Origin of the sequence: Ilumatobacter nonamiensis YM16-303 (genome assembly GCF_000350145.1) — a bacterium.
GTDB classification, from domain to species: Bacteria; Actinomycetota; Acidimicrobiia; order Acidimicrobiales; family Ilumatobacteraceae; genus Ilumatobacter_A; species Ilumatobacter_A nonamiensis.
The window spans coordinates 1-15,584 of the sequence record NZ_BAOL01000047.1 but is presented as its reverse complement, the minus strand read 5'-3'; the positions used below and the strand labels follow the sequence as shown (position 1 = coordinate 15,584).

The 15,584-nt window shown below is 68.2% G+C and carries 18 protein-coding genes; 7 read left to right on the top strand and 11 right to left on the bottom strand.

Translation table 11 applies throughout. The features are described 5' to 3' along the window. Together ON45_RS23605 and ON45_RS05945 are read left to right on the top strand one after the other, a co-directional pair. The coding region (locus ON45_RS23605; protein WP_206537651.1) for a hypothetical protein at nucleotides 1–786 on the top strand (786 nt) is incomplete at its 5' end. Between the two features lie 22 nt (nucleotides 787–808). Next, nucleotides 809–1,696, top strand: a complete 888-nt coding sequence (locus ON45_RS05945; RefSeq protein ID WP_040492696.1) for a sulfotransferase domain-containing protein — start codon at nucleotides 809–811, stop codon at nucleotides 1,694–1,696. Nucleotides 1,697–1,699: 3 nt separating this feature from the next. On the opposite strand, the gene ON45_RS05940 is transcribed toward ON45_RS05945, so the two are convergent. The 8 genes from ON45_RS05940 to ON45_RS05910 all read right to left on the bottom strand — a co-directional run bounded on the left by ON45_RS05940 (nucleotide 1,700) and on the right by ON45_RS05910 (nucleotide 9,941). Continuing rightward, nucleotides 1,700–2,233 carry a TetR/AcrR family transcriptional regulator gene (locus ON45_RS05940; RefSeq protein ID WP_040492694.1) on the bottom strand — a complete coding sequence of 178 codons (534 nt, stop codon included), beginning with the start codon at nucleotides 2,231–2,233 and terminating at the stop codon, nucleotides 1,700–1,702. A 1-nt stretch (nucleotide 2,234) separates the two neighbouring features. Continuing rightward, complete coding sequence (locus ON45_RS05935; RefSeq protein WP_040492692.1) at nucleotides 2,235–3,776, bottom strand: MFS transporter; 1,542 nt, start codon at nucleotides 3,774–3,776, stop codon at nucleotides 2,235–2,237. A gap of 65 nt (nucleotides 3,777–3,841) precedes the next feature. Further along, nucleotides 3,842–4,018: a hypothetical protein gene (locus ON45_RS22985; protein ID WP_158412230.1), complete on the bottom strand. Its 177-nt coding sequence runs from the start codon at nucleotides 4,016–4,018 to the stop codon at nucleotides 3,842–3,844. Then, entirely contained in the window at nucleotides 4,015–6,441 is a 2,427-nt protein-coding gene (gene pcrA, locus ON45_RS05930) for a DNA helicase PcrA (protein WP_040492691.1), read from the bottom strand. The genes ON45_RS22985 and pcrA overlap by 4 nt, the downstream gene beginning before the upstream one ends. 56 nt (nucleotides 6,442–6,497) lie before the next feature. Next, nucleotides 6,498–6,899 carry an MmcQ/YjbR family DNA-binding protein gene (locus ON45_RS05925; protein WP_040492690.1) on the bottom strand — a complete coding sequence of 134 codons (402 nt, stop codon included), beginning with the start codon at nucleotides 6,897–6,899 and terminating at the stop codon, nucleotides 6,498–6,500. 31 nt (nucleotides 6,900–6,930) lie between these two features. Then, nucleotides 6,931–7,560 (bottom strand): class I SAM-dependent methyltransferase, encoded by a 630-nt coding sequence (locus ON45_RS05920; protein WP_040492689.1) that lies wholly within the window; start codon nucleotides 7,558–7,560, stop codon nucleotides 6,931–6,933. A 97-nt stretch (nucleotides 7,561–7,657) separates the two neighbouring features. After that, nucleotides 7,658–8,062, bottom strand: a complete 405-nt coding sequence (locus tag ON45_RS05915) for a hypothetical protein (RefSeq protein ID WP_148288546.1) — start codon at nucleotides 8,060–8,062, stop codon at nucleotides 7,658–7,660. Nucleotides 8,063–8,117: 55 nt separating this feature from the next. Continuing rightward, nucleotides 8,118–9,941, bottom strand: coding sequence for an ABC-F family ATP-binding cassette domain-containing protein (locus tag ON45_RS05910; protein WP_083914464.1), 1,824 nt, complete (start codon nucleotides 9,939–9,941; stop codon nucleotides 8,118–8,120). An 84-nt stretch (nucleotides 9,942–10,025) separates the two neighbouring features. Between ON45_RS05910 and ON45_RS22980 the strand changes: the two genes are divergently transcribed. From ON45_RS22980 to ON45_RS05895, 3 genes are read left to right on the top strand one after another with little or no spacing between them, the layout of a single operon-like run. After that, on the top strand, nucleotides 10,026–10,439 hold the full coding sequence (locus ON45_RS22980; protein WP_051062578.1) for a fluoride efflux transporter FluC: 414 nt from the start codon (nucleotides 10,026–10,028) through the stop codon (nucleotides 10,437–10,439). Continuing rightward, a complete protein-coding gene (locus ON45_RS05900; RefSeq protein WP_040492686.1) occupies nucleotides 10,436–10,750 on the top strand; it encodes a fluoride efflux transporter FluC in 315 nt (104 codons plus the stop codon). Before ON45_RS22980 ends, ON45_RS05900 begins: the two co-directional genes overlap by 4 nt. A 52-nt stretch (nucleotides 10,751–10,802) precedes the next feature. Continuing rightward, nucleotides 10,803–11,327 (top strand): GNAT family N-acetyltransferase, encoded by a 525-nt coding sequence (locus tag ON45_RS05895; protein WP_040492684.1) that lies wholly within the window; start codon nucleotides 10,803–10,805, stop codon nucleotides 11,325–11,327. 81 nt (nucleotides 11,328–11,408) lie between these two features. Here the strand turns inward: ON45_RS05895 and ON45_RS05890 are convergent, their stop codons facing one another. From ON45_RS05890 to ON45_RS22975, 3 genes are all read right to left on the bottom strand, one after another. After that, nucleotides 11,409–12,098, bottom strand: a complete 690-nt coding sequence (locus ON45_RS05890) for a class I SAM-dependent methyltransferase (protein WP_051062577.1) — start codon at nucleotides 12,096–12,098, stop codon at nucleotides 11,409–11,411. Between the two features lie 100 nt (nucleotides 12,099–12,198). Then, nucleotides 12,199–13,563 (bottom strand): cytochrome P450, encoded by a 1,365-nt coding sequence (locus ON45_RS05885; RefSeq protein ID WP_083914463.1) that lies wholly within the window; start codon nucleotides 13,561–13,563, stop codon nucleotides 12,199–12,201. Nucleotides 13,564–13,591: 28 nt separating this feature from the next. After that, nucleotides 13,592–13,786: a ferredoxin gene (locus tag ON45_RS22975; protein WP_040492704.1), complete on the bottom strand. Its 195-nt coding sequence runs from the start codon at nucleotides 13,784–13,786 to the stop codon at nucleotides 13,592–13,594. On the opposite strand from ON45_RS22975, the gene yaaA reads away from it, so the two are divergent. Both yaaA and ON45_RS05870 read left to right on the top strand, forming a co-directional pair. Further along, nucleotides 13,748–14,599 (top strand): peroxide stress protein YaaA, encoded by an 852-nt coding sequence (gene yaaA / locus ON45_RS22115; RefSeq protein WP_306301649.1) that lies wholly within the window; start codon nucleotides 13,748–13,750, stop codon nucleotides 14,597–14,599. The genes ON45_RS22975 and yaaA overlap by 39 nt on opposite strands. Before the next feature lie 52 nt (nucleotides 14,600–14,651). After that, nucleotides 14,652–15,584 (top strand): serine/threonine-protein kinase (locus tag ON45_RS05870; protein ID WP_085946511.1); only part of this gene is annotated, 933 nt, incomplete at its 3' end.

Here is a 15,584-nt window from a genome sequence, read left to right as displayed (position 1 = left end):
ATCCTGTCCGAGATGGGTGACCGCTTCCTGATCGCCACGGCCATCACCAACCTCGCACTCGCCCAACTCGCCATCGGGGATTGGAGCGGCGCAGACGACTCGCTGTTCCGCCTCCCGCACCCGCAGCTCGAGCACGATTCCTTCCTCATCGGTGTTCAGGTGCTCCTGGCCGGTCTCCGCGGCGACGCCGAATCCGCTGCCGCGCTGGTCGACCGACTCGGTGAACTCGGGGAGAGCGACGATCCCCAGGACATCGCCGTGATCGCCACCAGCAGGGCGTTCACCGCCCACGCACAGGACGACCGGTCAGCCGCCCTTCGCCACGCGTTGGACAGCATCGATGCGTTCCGCGGCTCGGTGTCGTTCGGCGGGGACGACGGCCGATGGACATGGCCGCTGGCGGCACGCACTGCCCACGACCTCCGCCAGTTCGAGCTGGAGAGTGACCTCGCCGACATGTGCGAGGAGCTCCCCGTTGCCGAGACCGCACCGATGCAACGCGCCGAGGTGGCGCTGATCCGCGCCCGACTGGCGTCGGTCGGCCACGAGCCCGATGCCGACGAACGGTTCGCGGCCGCGATCACCCAACTGCGCGAGCACAGCACGCCGTACCACCTCGCCCACGGCCTGCTCGATCACGCCGAACACGTCCGGTCGACGGGCAGCACGACGGGCGACAGCGCCGACGAGTGGATCGACGAAGCCTGTGCGATCGCGGACCGGCTCCTTTGCCGACCGCTCCTCGAACGCGCCGGCCACATCCCGTCCTCGTCGATCCCCGCCTGACGCGTCTCCGGACCGTGAACCCGTGACGAGCCGGCCGACGAGGTACCGCTCCCGGGAGGAGGACAGCGCCCGCTGGCTCGAGTTCGAGTTCCGCGACGACGACATCGTCATCAGCACGCGATCCAAGTCCGGCACGACGTGGGTCCAGATGATCTGCGCGCTGCTGATCTTCCGGACGCCGGACCTCCCGCGACCGCTCCCGCAGCTGTCACCGTGGCTCGACTGGCTCGTCCTCCCTCAGGACGAACTCTTCGCCGATCTCGCGGCCCAGCGCCATCGCAGATTCATCAAGACGCACACCCCGCTCGACGGAGTGCCCGACGATGACCGGGTCACCTACATCGTCGTGGCCCGACACCCACTCGACGCAGCCGTGTCGCTCTACCACCAGAGCAACAACCTCGACCGGGAGCGGATCGCCCGACTCACGGGCAACCCGAGTCCGGCAACGCCGCGGCACCTGCCGCCACTGAGCGAGTGGTTGCTCGACTGGACCGAATCCGACGTCGAAGCGGCGGACGACCTCGACTCGTTCAACGGTGTCTTCCACCACCTCACCGACGCCTGGAATCGCAAGGACGACCCGAACGTCGTGCTCGTGCACTACGCCGATCTGCTCCACGACCTCCCCGGCGAGATGCGTCGCCTCGCGATCGAACTCGGCATCGAGATCACGGACGTCAGCATCGACGCGCTCGCACGCGCCGCCACGCTCGATGCGATGCGGTCCCACGCGGACGAGGTCGCCCCCGACCCGGCGGGGGTCCTGCTGGACAGGTCCCGCTTCTTCCGGACGGGTGGATCGGGAGCGGGGACCGACGCGCTGAGCCCAGCCGGCCTCGCCGCGTACCGGGCTCGTGCCGCCGATGCGGCGCCACCCGACCTGCGTCGGTGGCTCCACCGTGGCTGACGCTCAGCCCTCCGGCGGTGCTGCGACCCGACGGACGAGCGAGTCGACGATCTGTTCGAGGTGCTTCGCGTCCGGGAGCGGGCCACCGATGAGCGCGTTGAAGTACAGCCCGTCACCGACGAGGCGGACGTGTTCGCCGACCACCCCCGGCAGCGTTCGCAGCGGCGTGGAGTAGCGAGCGAAGAGGTCGGAGAGGATCGCGGCGACGTCCTCGTCGACCGCGTGCGTCGCCGCGAAGAGCGAGAGCCAGAGGGTGTCCTCCCCGACCACCACGTCGGTGGCCGCGCTCAGGTACCACCGCACCAGACCCTCCGGGTCGTCGGGTGACTCGGCGATCGCTCGGTCGACCACCTCGGCCAACCGGTCGCACAACCCGGCGAACAGATCGGACTTCGACGGGAAGTGGTACAGCAGGCCACCTTTCGAGACGCCCGCTCGGTCCGCCGCCGCCTCGAGGGTGACGTTGGCCGCGCCGAGTTCGACGACGAGATCCTGGAACGCATCGAGGACGACCTCGCGTTGCGACGGGCGGGTCATCTCAGGAACCTCGCCCCGCCCCGACCGGCACGGCCTCGACCGGAGCGGACCGGCCTGTGAGCCTGATCCGCAGCGCCCAGAGCGCAACGGTTCCGAGTGCGACACTCGCGGCGAGTGCGGCGACATGGAACCCGTCGACGAAGGCGGAGTCGGCGGCCGCGGTCAGCGCGGCACCGGGATCGCCACCGAGTCGCTCTGCTGCGCCGAGTGCCGCTCCCAGCGTGTCACGAGAGACCTCGAGGACCTCGGCCGGCACCCCGTCGACGTCGTCCAGTTCGCTCCGATACACCGCCGCCGCAATGCTCCCGAGCACTGCGGTACCGAGCGCGACGCCGAGTTCGATCGCCGTCTCCGACACGGAGGCGCCGGCGCCCGCCCGAGCCGGAGGGATCGCCGCGAGGATGCCGTCGATCGCCACGGTCATCGATGCACCGAGTCCAGCGTTGAGCACGATGACCGCAGCGGTCGTGAGCGCCACGGAGCCGTCCGCCGTGACCTGGGTGAGCATCGCGAATCCGACGGCGCCCATCGACAGCCCGGCTGCGATCACCGCGAACGATCCGTACCTGCGCGCAACGGCGGGAGCGAGGACCGTGAACGTGATCGACGAGAGGGCGGCCGGAAGGAGTTGCAGACCCGCGCGCAGCGGCGACATCCCGACGACGAGTTGGAGGTACTGCGTCACGAAGAACAATGACCCGGCGAACCCGAACGCGGCGATGAGGTTGCCGCTCACCGCCATCCGGAACCGGGACACGGAGAACAGCGAGACGTCGACCATCGGATCGGCGAGGCGTTGCTGTCGGCGCACGAACGCGAAACCGGCGGACCCACCGACGACCGCCGACACGATCACGACCGGGGAGAACCCGTGCTCGGCGAACATCTTGATCGCGTACACCACGGGGAGCATCGTGGCGAGCGACAGACCCGCGCTGGTCAGGTCGAACGCACCCGGCTTGGGATCGCGCGATTCCGGCACGAGCCGCGGCGCGACCAGGAGCAGCGCCACCGGGACCGGCACGCCGATGAGGAAGACCGATCCCCACCAGAAGTGCTCGAGCAGGAACCCACCGGCGATCGGTCCGAGCGCGGAGCCGAAGGCGAACGCGGCGGCCCAGATCGCGATCGCGGTCTGTCGTTCACGCTCGTCGGTGAACACGTTGCGGATGAGCGAGAGTGTGGAGGGCATCAACGTCGCTCCGGCGATCCCGAGCATCGCCCGCGCCGCGATCAGCATCTCGGGGGTGGTCGAGAACGCCGCGAGCAGCGATGCGACGCCGAATCCGGCAGCACCGAACATCAACAGTCGGCGACGGCCGATCCGGTCCCCGAGCGCACCCATCGTGATCAGCAGACCGGCGAGGACGAACGAGTAGATGTCGATGATCCAGAGGAGTTGTGCGCTCGACGGAGCCAGCGATGCGCTCAGCGACGGGACCGCGAATCCGAGGACCGTCGCGTCCATCGAGATGATCAGCACCGGGAGCGTGAGCACGATCAGGGTCCACCATCGGCGGTGGTTCCGATCGTCGTCGCGCACGGCATAACTGTACCGGCTGGACGGTTCAGTTCTACCCTCGGGGCACCCGGGTCTCTACGAGCGGGTCAGGCATCGCGTCGGCGGGTGACCAGCTGGAACGCGTTCGAGGAGATCAGCAGCGCGAACACCGCCGCCGGGAGCCAGAGTTGGCGCACGAGGCACACGATCAGCAGCGCCGACAGCACGACGAGCAGCACGATGTTCACCCGCACGAGTTTCTGTGCGGTGGTCAGCTCACTCACGAGATCTTCTTCAGCGGCGCCCACGCCAACGAGAGGTGCTTGAGCCCGACTCCACCCGAGAAGTTGATGACCGCCTCGGTCTTGTCGCCCTCGCCATCGACCGCGATGATCGTCCCCGCACCGAACGCCGGATGTTCCACCTGGTCACCCACGTTCAATCCGAGTTCCTGACTGTTCGACGGTTCGGTGACCTTCTGCCCAGCTCGCATCGCGGCGTCGACCACACGGTCGGTGTGGCGTTCCTGCTCGGCCTTGATGTCGGCGTTGATGTCGATCCCGCCGGACTCGTCGTCCTTCCGCGCCCGCCGATACGGCGGCGGATCGAACCGGTAGGCGGATCCCGGCTGCGAGCGATAGCTCTGGCGACCGTACGACGACCGACCCGACACGTTGCCCTTCGACTCGACGAGCTCCTCGGGGATCTCGTCGAAGAACCGCGACGGTGGGTTGTACTGGGTGGACCCGAACAGCTGTCGGCTCCACGCGTGCGACATGTACAGGCGCTGCATCGCGCGGGTGATGCCGACGTAGGCGAGGCGCCGCTCCTCCTCCATCTGCGCGGGTTCGGTCAACGCCCGCACGTGGGGGAACACGCCCTCCTCCACCCCGGCGAGGAACACGATCGGGTACTCCAGACCCTTCGCCGAGTGCAGCGTCATGAGCACGACCTGGTTGTCGTCGTCGAGCTGATCGGTGTCGGCCACGAGGGCGACCTGCTCCATGAACTCGTCGATCACCGTGAACTCGCGTGCCGATCCGACGAGCTCGCCGAGGTTCTCGATCCGGGTGTGCGCCTCGATCGTGTCCTCGGCCTCGAGTTCGGCGAGGTAGCCGGAGCCTTCGAGCGCGAGCTGCAGCACGTCGCCGGGGCCGTAGGTGGTGTCGGCCGCGGTGGCGTTGAGACCGTCGAGCAGCTCGATGAACTGGCCGATCCCGCGCAGCGCCTTGCCCGACACGCCTGCTTCCTCGCAGCGACGGAGCGCCTCGACGAACGGGACACCCAGTTCTCGAGAGAACGCGTCGAGTTTGTCGACGCTCGCATCGCCGATGCCGCGCTTCGGCGTGTTCAGGATCCGTTTCAGCGACACCTCGTCGGACGGGTTGACGACCGTGCGCAGGTACGCCATCGCGTCCTTCACCTCACGCCGGTCGTAGAAGCGAGTTCCACCGACGACCTTGTACGGCACCCCGACGCGCATGAACGCCTCTTCGAGCACCCGGCTCTGTGCGTTGGTCCGGTAGAGCACGGCCATGTCACGCCAGTCGGTGCCGTGGTGCTTGTTCGCCTCGTGCGCAGTCGACGCGATGAACGTCGCCTCATCGCCTTCGTCCTCGGCGTGGTAGCGCGTGATCGTGTCACCGCTGCCGAGGTCGGTCCACAACGCTTTCGGCTTGCGTTCGGTGTTGTTGTCGATCACCGCGTTCGCGGCGTCGAGAATCGTCTGCGTGCTCCGGTAGTTCTGATCGAGCACCACGGTGGTGACGTCGGGGAACGCCTCTTCGAAGTCCAGGATGTTGCGCAGGTCGGCGCCACGCCAGCCGTAGACCCCTTGGTCGCTGTCGCCGACGACGGTGACCGCCCGGTGACCTTCGGCGAGCATCAGCACGATCTCGTTCTGCGCCTGGTTCGTGTCCTGGTACTCGTCGACGAGGATCTGCGTGAAGCGCTCCCGGTAGTGCTCGAGGATGTTGCCGTGTTCGCGGAACAGCTTGACGACGTTGATCAACAGGTCGTCGAAGTCCATCGCTCCGGCCTTCAGCAGGCGGGCCTGGTACTCGGCGTACACCTCGGCGTGTTTGCGGTCGAAGATGTTCTGCGCCTCGTCGGCCATCCGTTCCGGCGTGACCAGTTCGTTCTTCTTCAGCGAGATGATGCCCTGCACGCCGCGCGGCGTGAACCGCTTCGCATCGAGCCCCAGGTCACGGATCACGTAGGAGACCAGACGGTTCGAGTCGGCCGAGTCGTAGATCGAGAACTGGCGGGGGTAGCCGATCGCCTCGCCGTTGGCCCGCAGGATGCGGACGCACGCCGAGTGGAACGTCGACACCCACATCGTCTTGACGACCGGCCCGATCAGTTCCCGGACGCGCTCGCGCATCTCGGACGCGGCTTTGTTCGTGAAGGTGATCGCCAGGATCTTCGACGGGTGGACGCCCTCGTGGACCAGGTGCGCGATCCGATGCGTGAGCACCCGTGTCTTGCCGGATCCGGCACCGGCGACCACGAGCAGCGGGCCGTCGGCGTGGACCACGGCATCGAGCTGGTCGGGGTTCAGACCCTCGACGAACGGCGACGGTCCCTTGCCTCTCGGCTCGGCCGCAGCGGCAACCACCTCCGCCTCATCGAGTTCGTCGCCCGATGGTGGCTCGACGTCGGACTCGGCCGGATGCGGGATGTCGGCGAACAATTGCTCATCGGTCATGACCGTGCCCACTCTAGAGACGCCCGATCCGGGCGAGCGGCCCGTCTGCGGTCGACTCAGGGTCCGCTGGGACGATCGACGAGCGTGATCAGCTTCTTCGGGGCGAGGACGCAGAAGCTGTCCTGGACGAGCTCGCGTACCTCACCCCAATCGGTCTCCGCGTCGAGTACCAACCCCATCGCGTCCCGACCCCAGCCGAGAACGACGAACGGATGGCCGACGTGACGCAGCGTCTCCAGCTCCTCGCCTGCCGAGCGGAATGACAACACGACGGAAGGTGCGGCGTCGTCGACCCGCACGCCGAGAACATGGGCGAAGGTGCGCTTCCGGACCATCCAACGGGTTCCCACCCACGCCCGTTCCTCGTAGGCGTCGGGCAGTTCCAGGCACAGATCTCGGAGCCGGATCGTGATCTCGTCGGGAACGTCGTCGGTGTATCGACGCCGCGCATCGGCCATCGACCGATCCTACGAGCAGGACCATCCCGTGTCAGACACCGGATGGTCCCGGCGTGCGGAGGATGGCGAAGTGGTACTCCCAGCCGTCGGGGCCGGTGTCCCACGCCTCCCAGTGTTCGATCGATCCGTATTCCTCCAGCAGCGCCCGGTTGCGGGAGGCAGTTCGCAAGCTGAAGAGGCGCCGCGCTCCGGAGTCATCGGGCTCCGACCAGAGATCGCGCCCGGGCCCACCCCACACGCCGATGCCGATCGGCGCTCCCACCACGAGCGGACGCAGGATCTCCCTCATGACTCGACCGACGTCGCTCGCCGGAACGTGCATCAACGTGCTCATCGACCATCCGGCGTCGAACGAGTCGGGTCGGAACGGCAGGTCGAACATCGACCCGGCGACCACATCGTGCCCTCGCTCGCGGGCGACGATGCCGTTCCCCACCGCGAGATCGACGCCGATGTAGCGGATCGACCGATCGGTGAACGCGCCCGCATCCGTCGCCGGGCCCGCGCCGACGTCGAGCACCGACCCTCGGCCCTCGGCCGCGAGCAACACCGCGAATGCTTCGACTGCGTCGATTCGGCGGCCCGCAGCTGCACCACGGCTCCGAGCGACGGCCTCGTGCTCGTAGTACGCGCGGAGTTCGCGGGTGGCGGGATCGGTCATCCCGCCCGAGTCTGGCTCGAACGGCCGAGGAACCGTCGGCGACGTCGATGGGCCCGGTGACCCCGATAGGGGTCTCCATCGTGATCGCTGTTGCTGATCACCCGTCGCCGGCGCCCGTCATGTCCAGACCACACTCCTCGGCCCCGTACTGCTCGATGCTCTCGGCTGCTTCGAGGATGTCGGGTTGCTCGAACACCGCGATCATCGCCGCCAACGCTTCCGGGTCGGCTTCGTCGAGGTTCGCCAGTTCGCCGAATGCATCGGAGACGACCTCGAGATCGCCACGCAGGTCATCCGGCGCGCCATCAATCAGGGAATCGAACGCGTCGGCAAACGCGGCCGGATCGTTGTCGATCTCGGTGTTCTGCGCGAACTCGGCGACCTGCTCGCAGAAATCGCCTTCGGCGCCACCGTCGCTTCCACCTCCGCACGCCGCTCCGAGGATGCCGAAGCCGCCCACGGCAATCAGGCATCCGACGTTCCTTGCGGTGCTCATTCCCATGGCCGAGAAACCTAGACAGCCGACCCGAGGCGACGTCGGGGTTTTCGTACGGCGGCTACTCGGCGAGTTCCGCCAGCTCGAGCCACTCCGCCTCCAGCGCATCGAGGCTCGCCTGCGCCTCGGCGAGCACGATTCCCCGATCGGCCAGCGCCTCATGATCGGTGGTGGACGCGAGCTCGGTGTGCAACCCGTCGACGCGCTTCTGCGCCTTGACCATCGCCTGCTCGGTTTCGCGCAGGCGGCGCCCGATCGTCGACGGACTCGGGCCGTCCCGTTTCGGCTTCGGCTTGCCACGACGCTCCCCGGACGGCGCGGAGGGCTTCGTCGCCGAACGCGTGGTGTTCCCATTTCCAGTGGAGGCCGCGCGCTCGGCCAACCACCCCGAGACCCCGCCGGGCACGCGACGCATCGTGCCGCCCGGCTCGATCGCGAGGACATGGTCGGCGACCCGGTCGAGGAAGGCGCGGTCGTGGCTCGCAACGACCAGGGCTCCCGGCCATCCGTCGAGGAAGTCCTCCAGCGATCGCAGCGTGTCGAGATCGAGATCGTTCGTCGGCTCGTCGAGCACCAACAGGTTGGGTTGACGGGCGAGCACCATCACCAGTTGGAGGCGCCGCTTCTCACCACCGGACAGCATCCGGACGGGCGCGTACTGGGCGGTCGCATCGAACCAGAACCGTTCGAGCAACGCCTTGTCCTCGTGGTCGGGTTCGCGCAACGGACCGGCGACGGTCTTGCGGACGGTGAGTTCGGAGTCGAGTGTCGTGGAGTGCTGGTCCGCGTACCCGACGACGACCGTGGTTCCGACGGTCATCTCACCCATGGCCGGCTCGCGGCGGCCGGCGATGATGTCGAGCAGCGTGGTCTTGCCCGATCCGTTCGGCCCGACGACCGAGAGGCGGGCGCCGGGTTCGATCACGAGATCGACTCCGCCGAACACGGTGTGCTCCGCCCCACCTTCGATCGTGAAGCGCTGACCGACGTCGGCGAGTTCCACGACCTGGTTCCCGAGGCGCGTCGTGCCGACTCCCAGTTCGAGATCGTGCCCGCGGACGCCCTGATCGCGTGGCCCGCCGGCCACGATCTCGCTCGCGGTTCGCAATCGTGCCTTCGGCTTGGACGTGCGCGCCGGCGCTCCCCGGCGGAGCCACGCGAGTTCCTTGCGGGCGAGGACCTTGCGCGTCGACTCCTCCTGCGCCTCCTGCTCGATTCTCTCGGCCCGGGCATCGAGGTAGGTCGCATACGCGCTCGATCCTGACGCCGCCTGGTGGATGAACGCCCGACCATGATCCAACTCGACCACTCGGCTCGGGCCGACCTGCGTGGTCAGCCGGTCGAGCGCATGCCGATCGTGCGTCACCAGCACGAGTGCAGCCGACATCGACACCAGCCGCGATTCGAGCCACTCGATCGCCTCGAGATCGAGGTGGTTCGTCGGTTCGTCGAGAACGATCATGTCGTGGCCGTTCTCGGCGGGGCCGGTGCCACCTCCGTTGTCGGCGAGCACCTTCGCGAGCGCGACGCGCTTCGCCTGACCGCCCGAGAGCTGATCCGTCGGTCGGTCGAACAGCGGTTGCACGCCGAGCGACGTCGCCACGGCCGCGACCTCCCACCCGTCGCCCAGGTACTCGGCCACGGTGCCGGGAGGCAGCACGGGATCCTGTTCGAGCATCGTGATGCGCGCCCCTCGGCCGAACCGGACCGCGCCACGGTCGGGTTGGAGCGCACCGGTCAGGATTCGCAACAGCGTCGTCTTCCCCGACCCGTTGACACCGACGACCGCGATCCGGTCGCCCCGCGACACGGTGAGATCGAGATCGTCGAAGAGCACCTTGTCGGGCTGCTCCAGACCGACTCCCGACACATCGACGCAAATCACTCCGACACGCTACGAGCCAGAAGATGTCCGTCGGTGCCGGTCACCGACGGACATCCTCATCGTCGGGGCTGGCAAGATGCGGCGGTGGTCTGGCGCGACGAACTCCTGGCGGGTGGGGCGGTTGCCGCCGGCGGCGTCGTCGGTGCCACCGCACGTTGGGCCGTCGGGACGCAGCTCGCGGCGGATTCGCCGGGCGATTTTCCGTGGGCCACGTTCGTCGTCAACGTGCTCGGATGCCTGTTGATCGGGCTCGCGTCGACCCGGATCGCACGACCGTCGCTCGCATGGTCGTTCGCCGCGACCGGCATGCTCGGCGGCTTCACCACGATGTCGTCGTTCGCGGTCGAACTCAACGACCTCGCCGACGCAGGGGCGAACCGCACGTTGATCGTCTATCTGGCCGCGACGCTCGTCGCCGGGTTCGGCGCGCTGCTGCTCGCGGAAACCTCGCGCGGTCCCGTCGACGACCTCGCCGAAGGACCGGAGGTGGTCGGGTGACGCCCGTGCTGTTCGTTCTCGCGGCAGCCGGTGGAGCGATCGGCCGCCACGTCGTCGGTCGATTGGCCTGCTCGTGGCAAGCACTGCTGATCGTCAACACCGTGGGCGCTGCGCTCCTCGGCTGGCTCGGCACACGCGACGTCTCCGCTGCGACCACAACGGTCGTCGGCATCGGATTCTGCGGGGCTCTCACGACGTTCTCGTCGTTCGCGCTCGAGGCGCGCGAGCTCGGCTGGCGATGGGGATCCGCCTATGTCGGCGCCACCCTCCTGTCGGTCACTGCGGCGGCGAGCCTCGCCACCACGTTCTGACGGTTCGCACGAAGGGGAAGCCGCGAACCGCAACGCCGTAGCGTGGGCGGCGATGCGTGAGACGACGATCGAGTGTCGGCTGGCCGGTCCCGAGGACTGGAATGCGATCTGGCCGATCGTGTCGGCGGTCATCAGTGGAGGCGACACCTACACCTATCCGCCCGACATCAACGAGGTCGATGCCCGGTCGGCCTGGATGCTCGACGGGCAGAGCCGGGCTGCGACCTACGTTGCGGTCGCGGACGGCACGGTGCTCGGCACCGCCCATCTCAAGCCCAATCAACCGGGACTGGGTGACCACGTGGCCAACGCCGGGTGGATGGTGGCCCCCTCGGCGGCGGGTCGCGGGATCGGCCGGGCGCTCGCGGACCACGTGATCGCCGAAGCCCGCCGTTTCGGCTTCGAGGCGATGCAGTTCAACGCGGTGGTCGCGACCAACACCCGAGCGATCGGCCTGTGGGAGTCGATGGGGTTCGCGATCGTGGGCACGGTGCCGAACGCGTTCCGGCACTCGGCCAAGGGGCTGGTCCCCGTCCACATCATGTATCGCGACCTGACAGAGGCCGAGTCGACCTGACGGAAACGGACCGGCTGCGGGCGCTCCCCTGGATTCTCGTCGCGCCTGCGTTCGCCCGGCGGGAAGATGCGCGACGAGAACTCAGTCGGCTTCGCCGGGCCAGCGGAACACCGAGTGGACCATCGGCCAGTCGGGTTCGTGCAGCGCCAGGAAGTCGGCCACGTCATCGGCTCGATCCTCGCCGAGACACAACCGGCGGAGGGTCGAAGGGACCTGAGTCGCCGGGTCGGACGTGTGCCGGGACAACGGTGGCCGCGGCATCTCCCACCGTTCGGCGTCGAGGCCCATCTCGGCGAGGACCGCGGCGAAGTCGTCCGACGTCGGTCCGGCCGGCCGCTCGATGTTCCAGAATCGGCGCCATGCGTTGTTCCACGCGGTCATCGGGTGAACGGTCGGGATGACCAGCACGACGGCCAGCCGGGCGCGACCTGTCAACGCGCCGATGAACGGCTCGATCTCGGCGACGTTGTAGGCGACGTGATGACACGTCACCACGTCGGCCACGGGAGTATCGAACACCGCGTCGGGCCACGTCCCTTCGATCGTGATCGAGCGCGCGCCGGCATCGGCCGCCGCCGTGGTGAACGCCGCGAGCATCGCCGGGTTCTGATCGACACCGATGACCCGCTCCGCGGGCGGCACCAATGACATTGCCGCGCGACCGCCGCCGCACCCGACATCGAGGACTGACCCGCCGGTCGGCGGCAGGACCGTGCGCGCCACCTCGGCGGACAGCACGGATCGATCGAGCGTGTCGTCGACCTCGAACATCGCGGTGGCGTGCGCGTACGGCGACCGTGGCGCGTTCTCGAGAATGTCAGCGGGAATCGCCCAGTCGGCGAGCTGATCAGCCCACCGCTGAGCGGCCGAGTCAGTCAGCGAGGATCCTCACCGGAAGCTCGCGAGGCCCGCGGATCTGGCCGACCGACCACCGGGTGTCGCCCGCGAGTTCGAAGTTCGGGAAGCGTGCGACGAACTCTTCGATCGCGACCCGCAGCTCGAGTCGAGCGAGGTTGGATCCGAGGCACCGGTGGATGCCGAGCCCGAATGCCGCGTGGCGGTTGACCTCGCGGTCGATGATGAAGGTGTCGGCATCCTCGAATTGCTTCGGGTCCCGGTTCGCGGCCGGGAACGGCAGCAGCACCCAGTCGTCCTTCTTCATCGGGCAGCCGTGGAAGTCGTGGTCCTTGGCGACCAACCGGGCCATCGTGACCGGCGCATAGGCACGCAGGAACTCCTCGACGGCGAAGGTCATCACCTCGGGATCGTCGGCGAGCCGCTGACGGTCCTCGGGTGTCTGGGCGAGATGCCACAGCGACGAGCCGATCGCCGACCAGGTCGTGTCGATCCCCGCGATCAGCAGCAGGATGATCGATCCACCGACGTGATCGTCGGACAGCTTGTTGCCCTCGAGTTCGACGTTCATCAGGTAGCTCGTGAGGTCGTCCCGCGGGTTGACGCGGTGATCTTCGATCTGGGCAGCGATGTACTTGCCGAGGTCCTCGAGGCCCTCACGCGTTCCCGGTTCCTGGTTGACGGTTTCGAGCGCTTCGTGCACGAACCTGCGGAAGAGGTCCTCGTCCTCCTCGGGGAAACCGAGCATCCGACCGATCACGTTGACCGGGATGTGCTGCGCGTACTGCACCGCCGCGTCGACGACGGTTTCGCCGGGGGTGATCTCACCCATCTCGTCGAGCAGGCGGCGACAGAGCACACGGACCTCGTCCTCCCACGGCTCGATCTGCTTCGGAGCGAACGGCGGGAGCAGCAGTCGGCGGGCCATTCCGTGGAACGGCGGATCGCTGGAGATGGGCGGGACGCCACCGATCGGCGCGGGCATAGCGAGGTCACCCGGGCGACCGACGGACACCACGACCGCACGGCTGGTGAAGTGATCGGTGTCGTACGCGATCTCGTGCACGGTGTCGTGGGTGATGGGCGTCCACATGCCGCCGTAGCGGTCGGAGTGAGCGACTGGACAGCCCGACTCGCGCAGTTCCTTCCAGACCTCTGGCGCGTTCGGGTTGTAGTCGGGGTCGGCGTGGTCGAAGTCGGTCGCGAAATCCTCGACCGGGCCGTAGTCGTCGGGGTTGTACGGCACTCGCTGCCACACGTCGGTGCCCTCGGGGGAATCCCCGAAGATCGTGTCGCGGTCGGCGAAGCGGCCGCTGCCGGGCTCGGACGCGGTCGCGTCGTCGGCGTCGGTCGTCGTGTCGTTCTGGACGGTGTCGGTCATCGGGGTCTCCAGCGTGGGGGTCGGTCGGTCAGTCGGTCAGGGTGATGGCGTATTCGGGGCAGTTGGCCGCGGCGAGCCGCGCCTTTTCCTGCAGGTCGGCGGGGACGTCGCCCTCCTCGAGCAGCACCGCCTGGCCGAAGTCATCGACGTCGAACAACTCCGGCGCAAGCGCGTAGCACCGGTTGTGGCCCTGGCACTTCTCGGCATCGAGGTGGATCTGCATCTGTACTCCCTGGATCGGGCACGTGAACCGTGCCGTTTGGTGGTCGTTGCTGCCATCGCCAGACTCGTCGTCGTGCCCGGCCTCGCCCAACAGTATTCGAACAGTGTTCCAATCTTGCTACTTCCGCCGTCAGAAGGCAAGGCAGACGGGGGAACTTCGCGACGTTGGTCGATGAGTTCGGGCACGTTCAGCTCCCTGGCGGACCGTCGCGAGGCAGTCGTCCGAGCGCTCGGCGCCGCCGACGGTGGCACCGAGAAACTGCTGGGCGTGCGGGGCGAGCACCTGGATCGAGCGCTGTCGGCGAACGTGTCACTCGACGGAGCACGCTCGCTCCCGGCCTGGCAGCGGTACACCGGCGTGGTGTGGGATCACCTCGATCCGGCCTCGCTGGCGAAAATCGAACTCCGCCGGATCGTGGTCGTCAGTGCCCTGCTCGGCCTTGCTCGCGGCAACGACCCCGTCCCCGACTACCGCCTCAAGATGGGAGCGAACCTGGCTCCGCTGGGAAAGCTGTCGACGTGGTGGCGTCCCGACCTGTCCGACACCCTCAACCGCTACGCGTCGGGACGCACCGCCGGTCAGCGCCGCGTGATGATCGACCTCCTCCCGCAGGAGCATCGAGCAGCCTGGGCCCCCGACCGCCGCGTGAACGGTGTGTCGGTCGAGTTCGTCGACCCGACCGGGAAACCTGGCGGACACTTCGCGAAGGCCGCGAAGGGGCTGCTCGCCCGCGCCATTCTGACGGACGGGATCGGCGTGATCGACGAGTGGCGCGACGACCGTTTCGAACTGCGAGTCGAGCCGATCAACTGAGTCCGACGCGACGCGCCGGGGTGCCGTGAACGTTCGCCAGTAGGTTGCCGCGATGGTGGAGTTGCTGACCGGGCGATACCGGGTGGGAGCGTCGATCGGCGCGGGTGGATCCGCGCGCGTGTTCCGCGCCCGTGACCAGCGCCTCGGCCGCGACGTCGCGATCAAACTGCTCGACGATGACGCCGCTCGGTCTGCTGACCCCGCCGCCCGACAGCGTTTCGAGAACGAGGCTCGTGCCGGGGCTCGGTTCGTTCATCCCAACGCCGTGACCGTCTTCGACGCCGGCTCGGACCAGGGGCGACTCTTCCTCGTCATGGAGCTCCTGAGCGGCGGCTCGCTCGCCGAACGCCTGGCCGACTCCGGTCCGATGGAGTCAGCGGAGGTCGCCCTGCTCGGCACGCAGATCGGCGGCGCGCTCGCCGCCGGACATGCCGGAGGACTCCTTCATCGCGACGTGAAGCCGTCGAACATCCTCTTCACCGACGACGGCACGGCAAAGCTCGCCGACTTCGGGATCGCGCGCCGCTTCGACGAGATCGAGGAGTCGCTGACGGACACCGGCATGGTGATGGGAACCCGCCAGTACGTGTCGCCGGAACAGGCCGCCGGCCGCGAGCTCACGGAGGCGACCGACCAGTTCTCCCTCGGCGTGACGCTCTTCGAGGCCGTCACCGGAACCCGTCCACCGAACGCGGTGGAACGCGATCCCGACGACGTCCTCGACCCGGTCCGTCTCGTCCCGACGGTGCCGAGCACGCTGGCGTCGGCGATCTCGATCGCTTCGGCAGTGCCGATCGATCAGCGGTTCCCCTCGATGTCCGAGTTGGTCGAAAGACTCGCCCTGGTCACCGGCGCGGCAGGAACCGGGCAGCACCCCGACGCCGACACGGCGACGATGCCCGCCCATCTGCGCCCGGACCGCGGCGCCGACCCGTTCGGCCGGACGGCCACACTCGCGGCCGGTGCCGGTGGTGAACCAGCTCAG

Excerpts from the sequence above, each read along its gene's own strand:
- ON45_RS05940 (WP_040492694.1), bottom strand. The coding sequence starts at position 2,233 with ATGACCCGCCCGTCGCAACGCGAGGTCGTCCTCGATGCGTTCCAGGAT.
- pcrA (WP_040492691.1), bottom strand. The coding sequence starts at position 6,441 with ATGACCGATGAGCAATTGTTCGCCGACATCCCGCATCCGGCCGAGTCC.
- ON45_RS05925 (WP_040492690.1), bottom strand. The coding sequence starts at position 6,899 with ATGGCCGATGCGCGGCGTCGATACACCGACGACGTTCCCGACGAGATC.
- ON45_RS05920 (WP_040492689.1), bottom strand. The coding sequence starts at position 7,560 with ATGACCGATCCCGCCACCCGCGAACTCCGCGCGTACTACGAGCACGAG.
- ON45_RS05915 (WP_148288546.1), bottom strand. The coding sequence starts at position 8,062 with ATGGGAATGAGCACCGCAAGGAACGTCGGATGCCTGATTGCCGTGGGC.
- ON45_RS05895 (WP_040492684.1), top strand. The coding sequence starts at position 10,803 with ATGCGTGAGACGACGATCGAGTGTCGGCTGGCCGGTCCCGAGGACTGG.
- ON45_RS05890 (WP_051062577.1), bottom strand. The coding sequence starts at position 12,098 with ATGTTCGAGGTCGACGACACGCTCGATCGATCCGTGCTGTCCGCCGAG.
- ON45_RS05885 (WP_083914463.1), bottom strand. The coding sequence starts at position 13,563 with ATGACCGACACCGTCCAGAACGACACGACGACCGACGCCGACGACGCG.
- ON45_RS22975 (WP_040492704.1), bottom strand. The coding sequence starts at position 13,786 with ATGCAGATCCACCTCGATGCCGAGAAGTGCCAGGGCCACAACCGGTGC.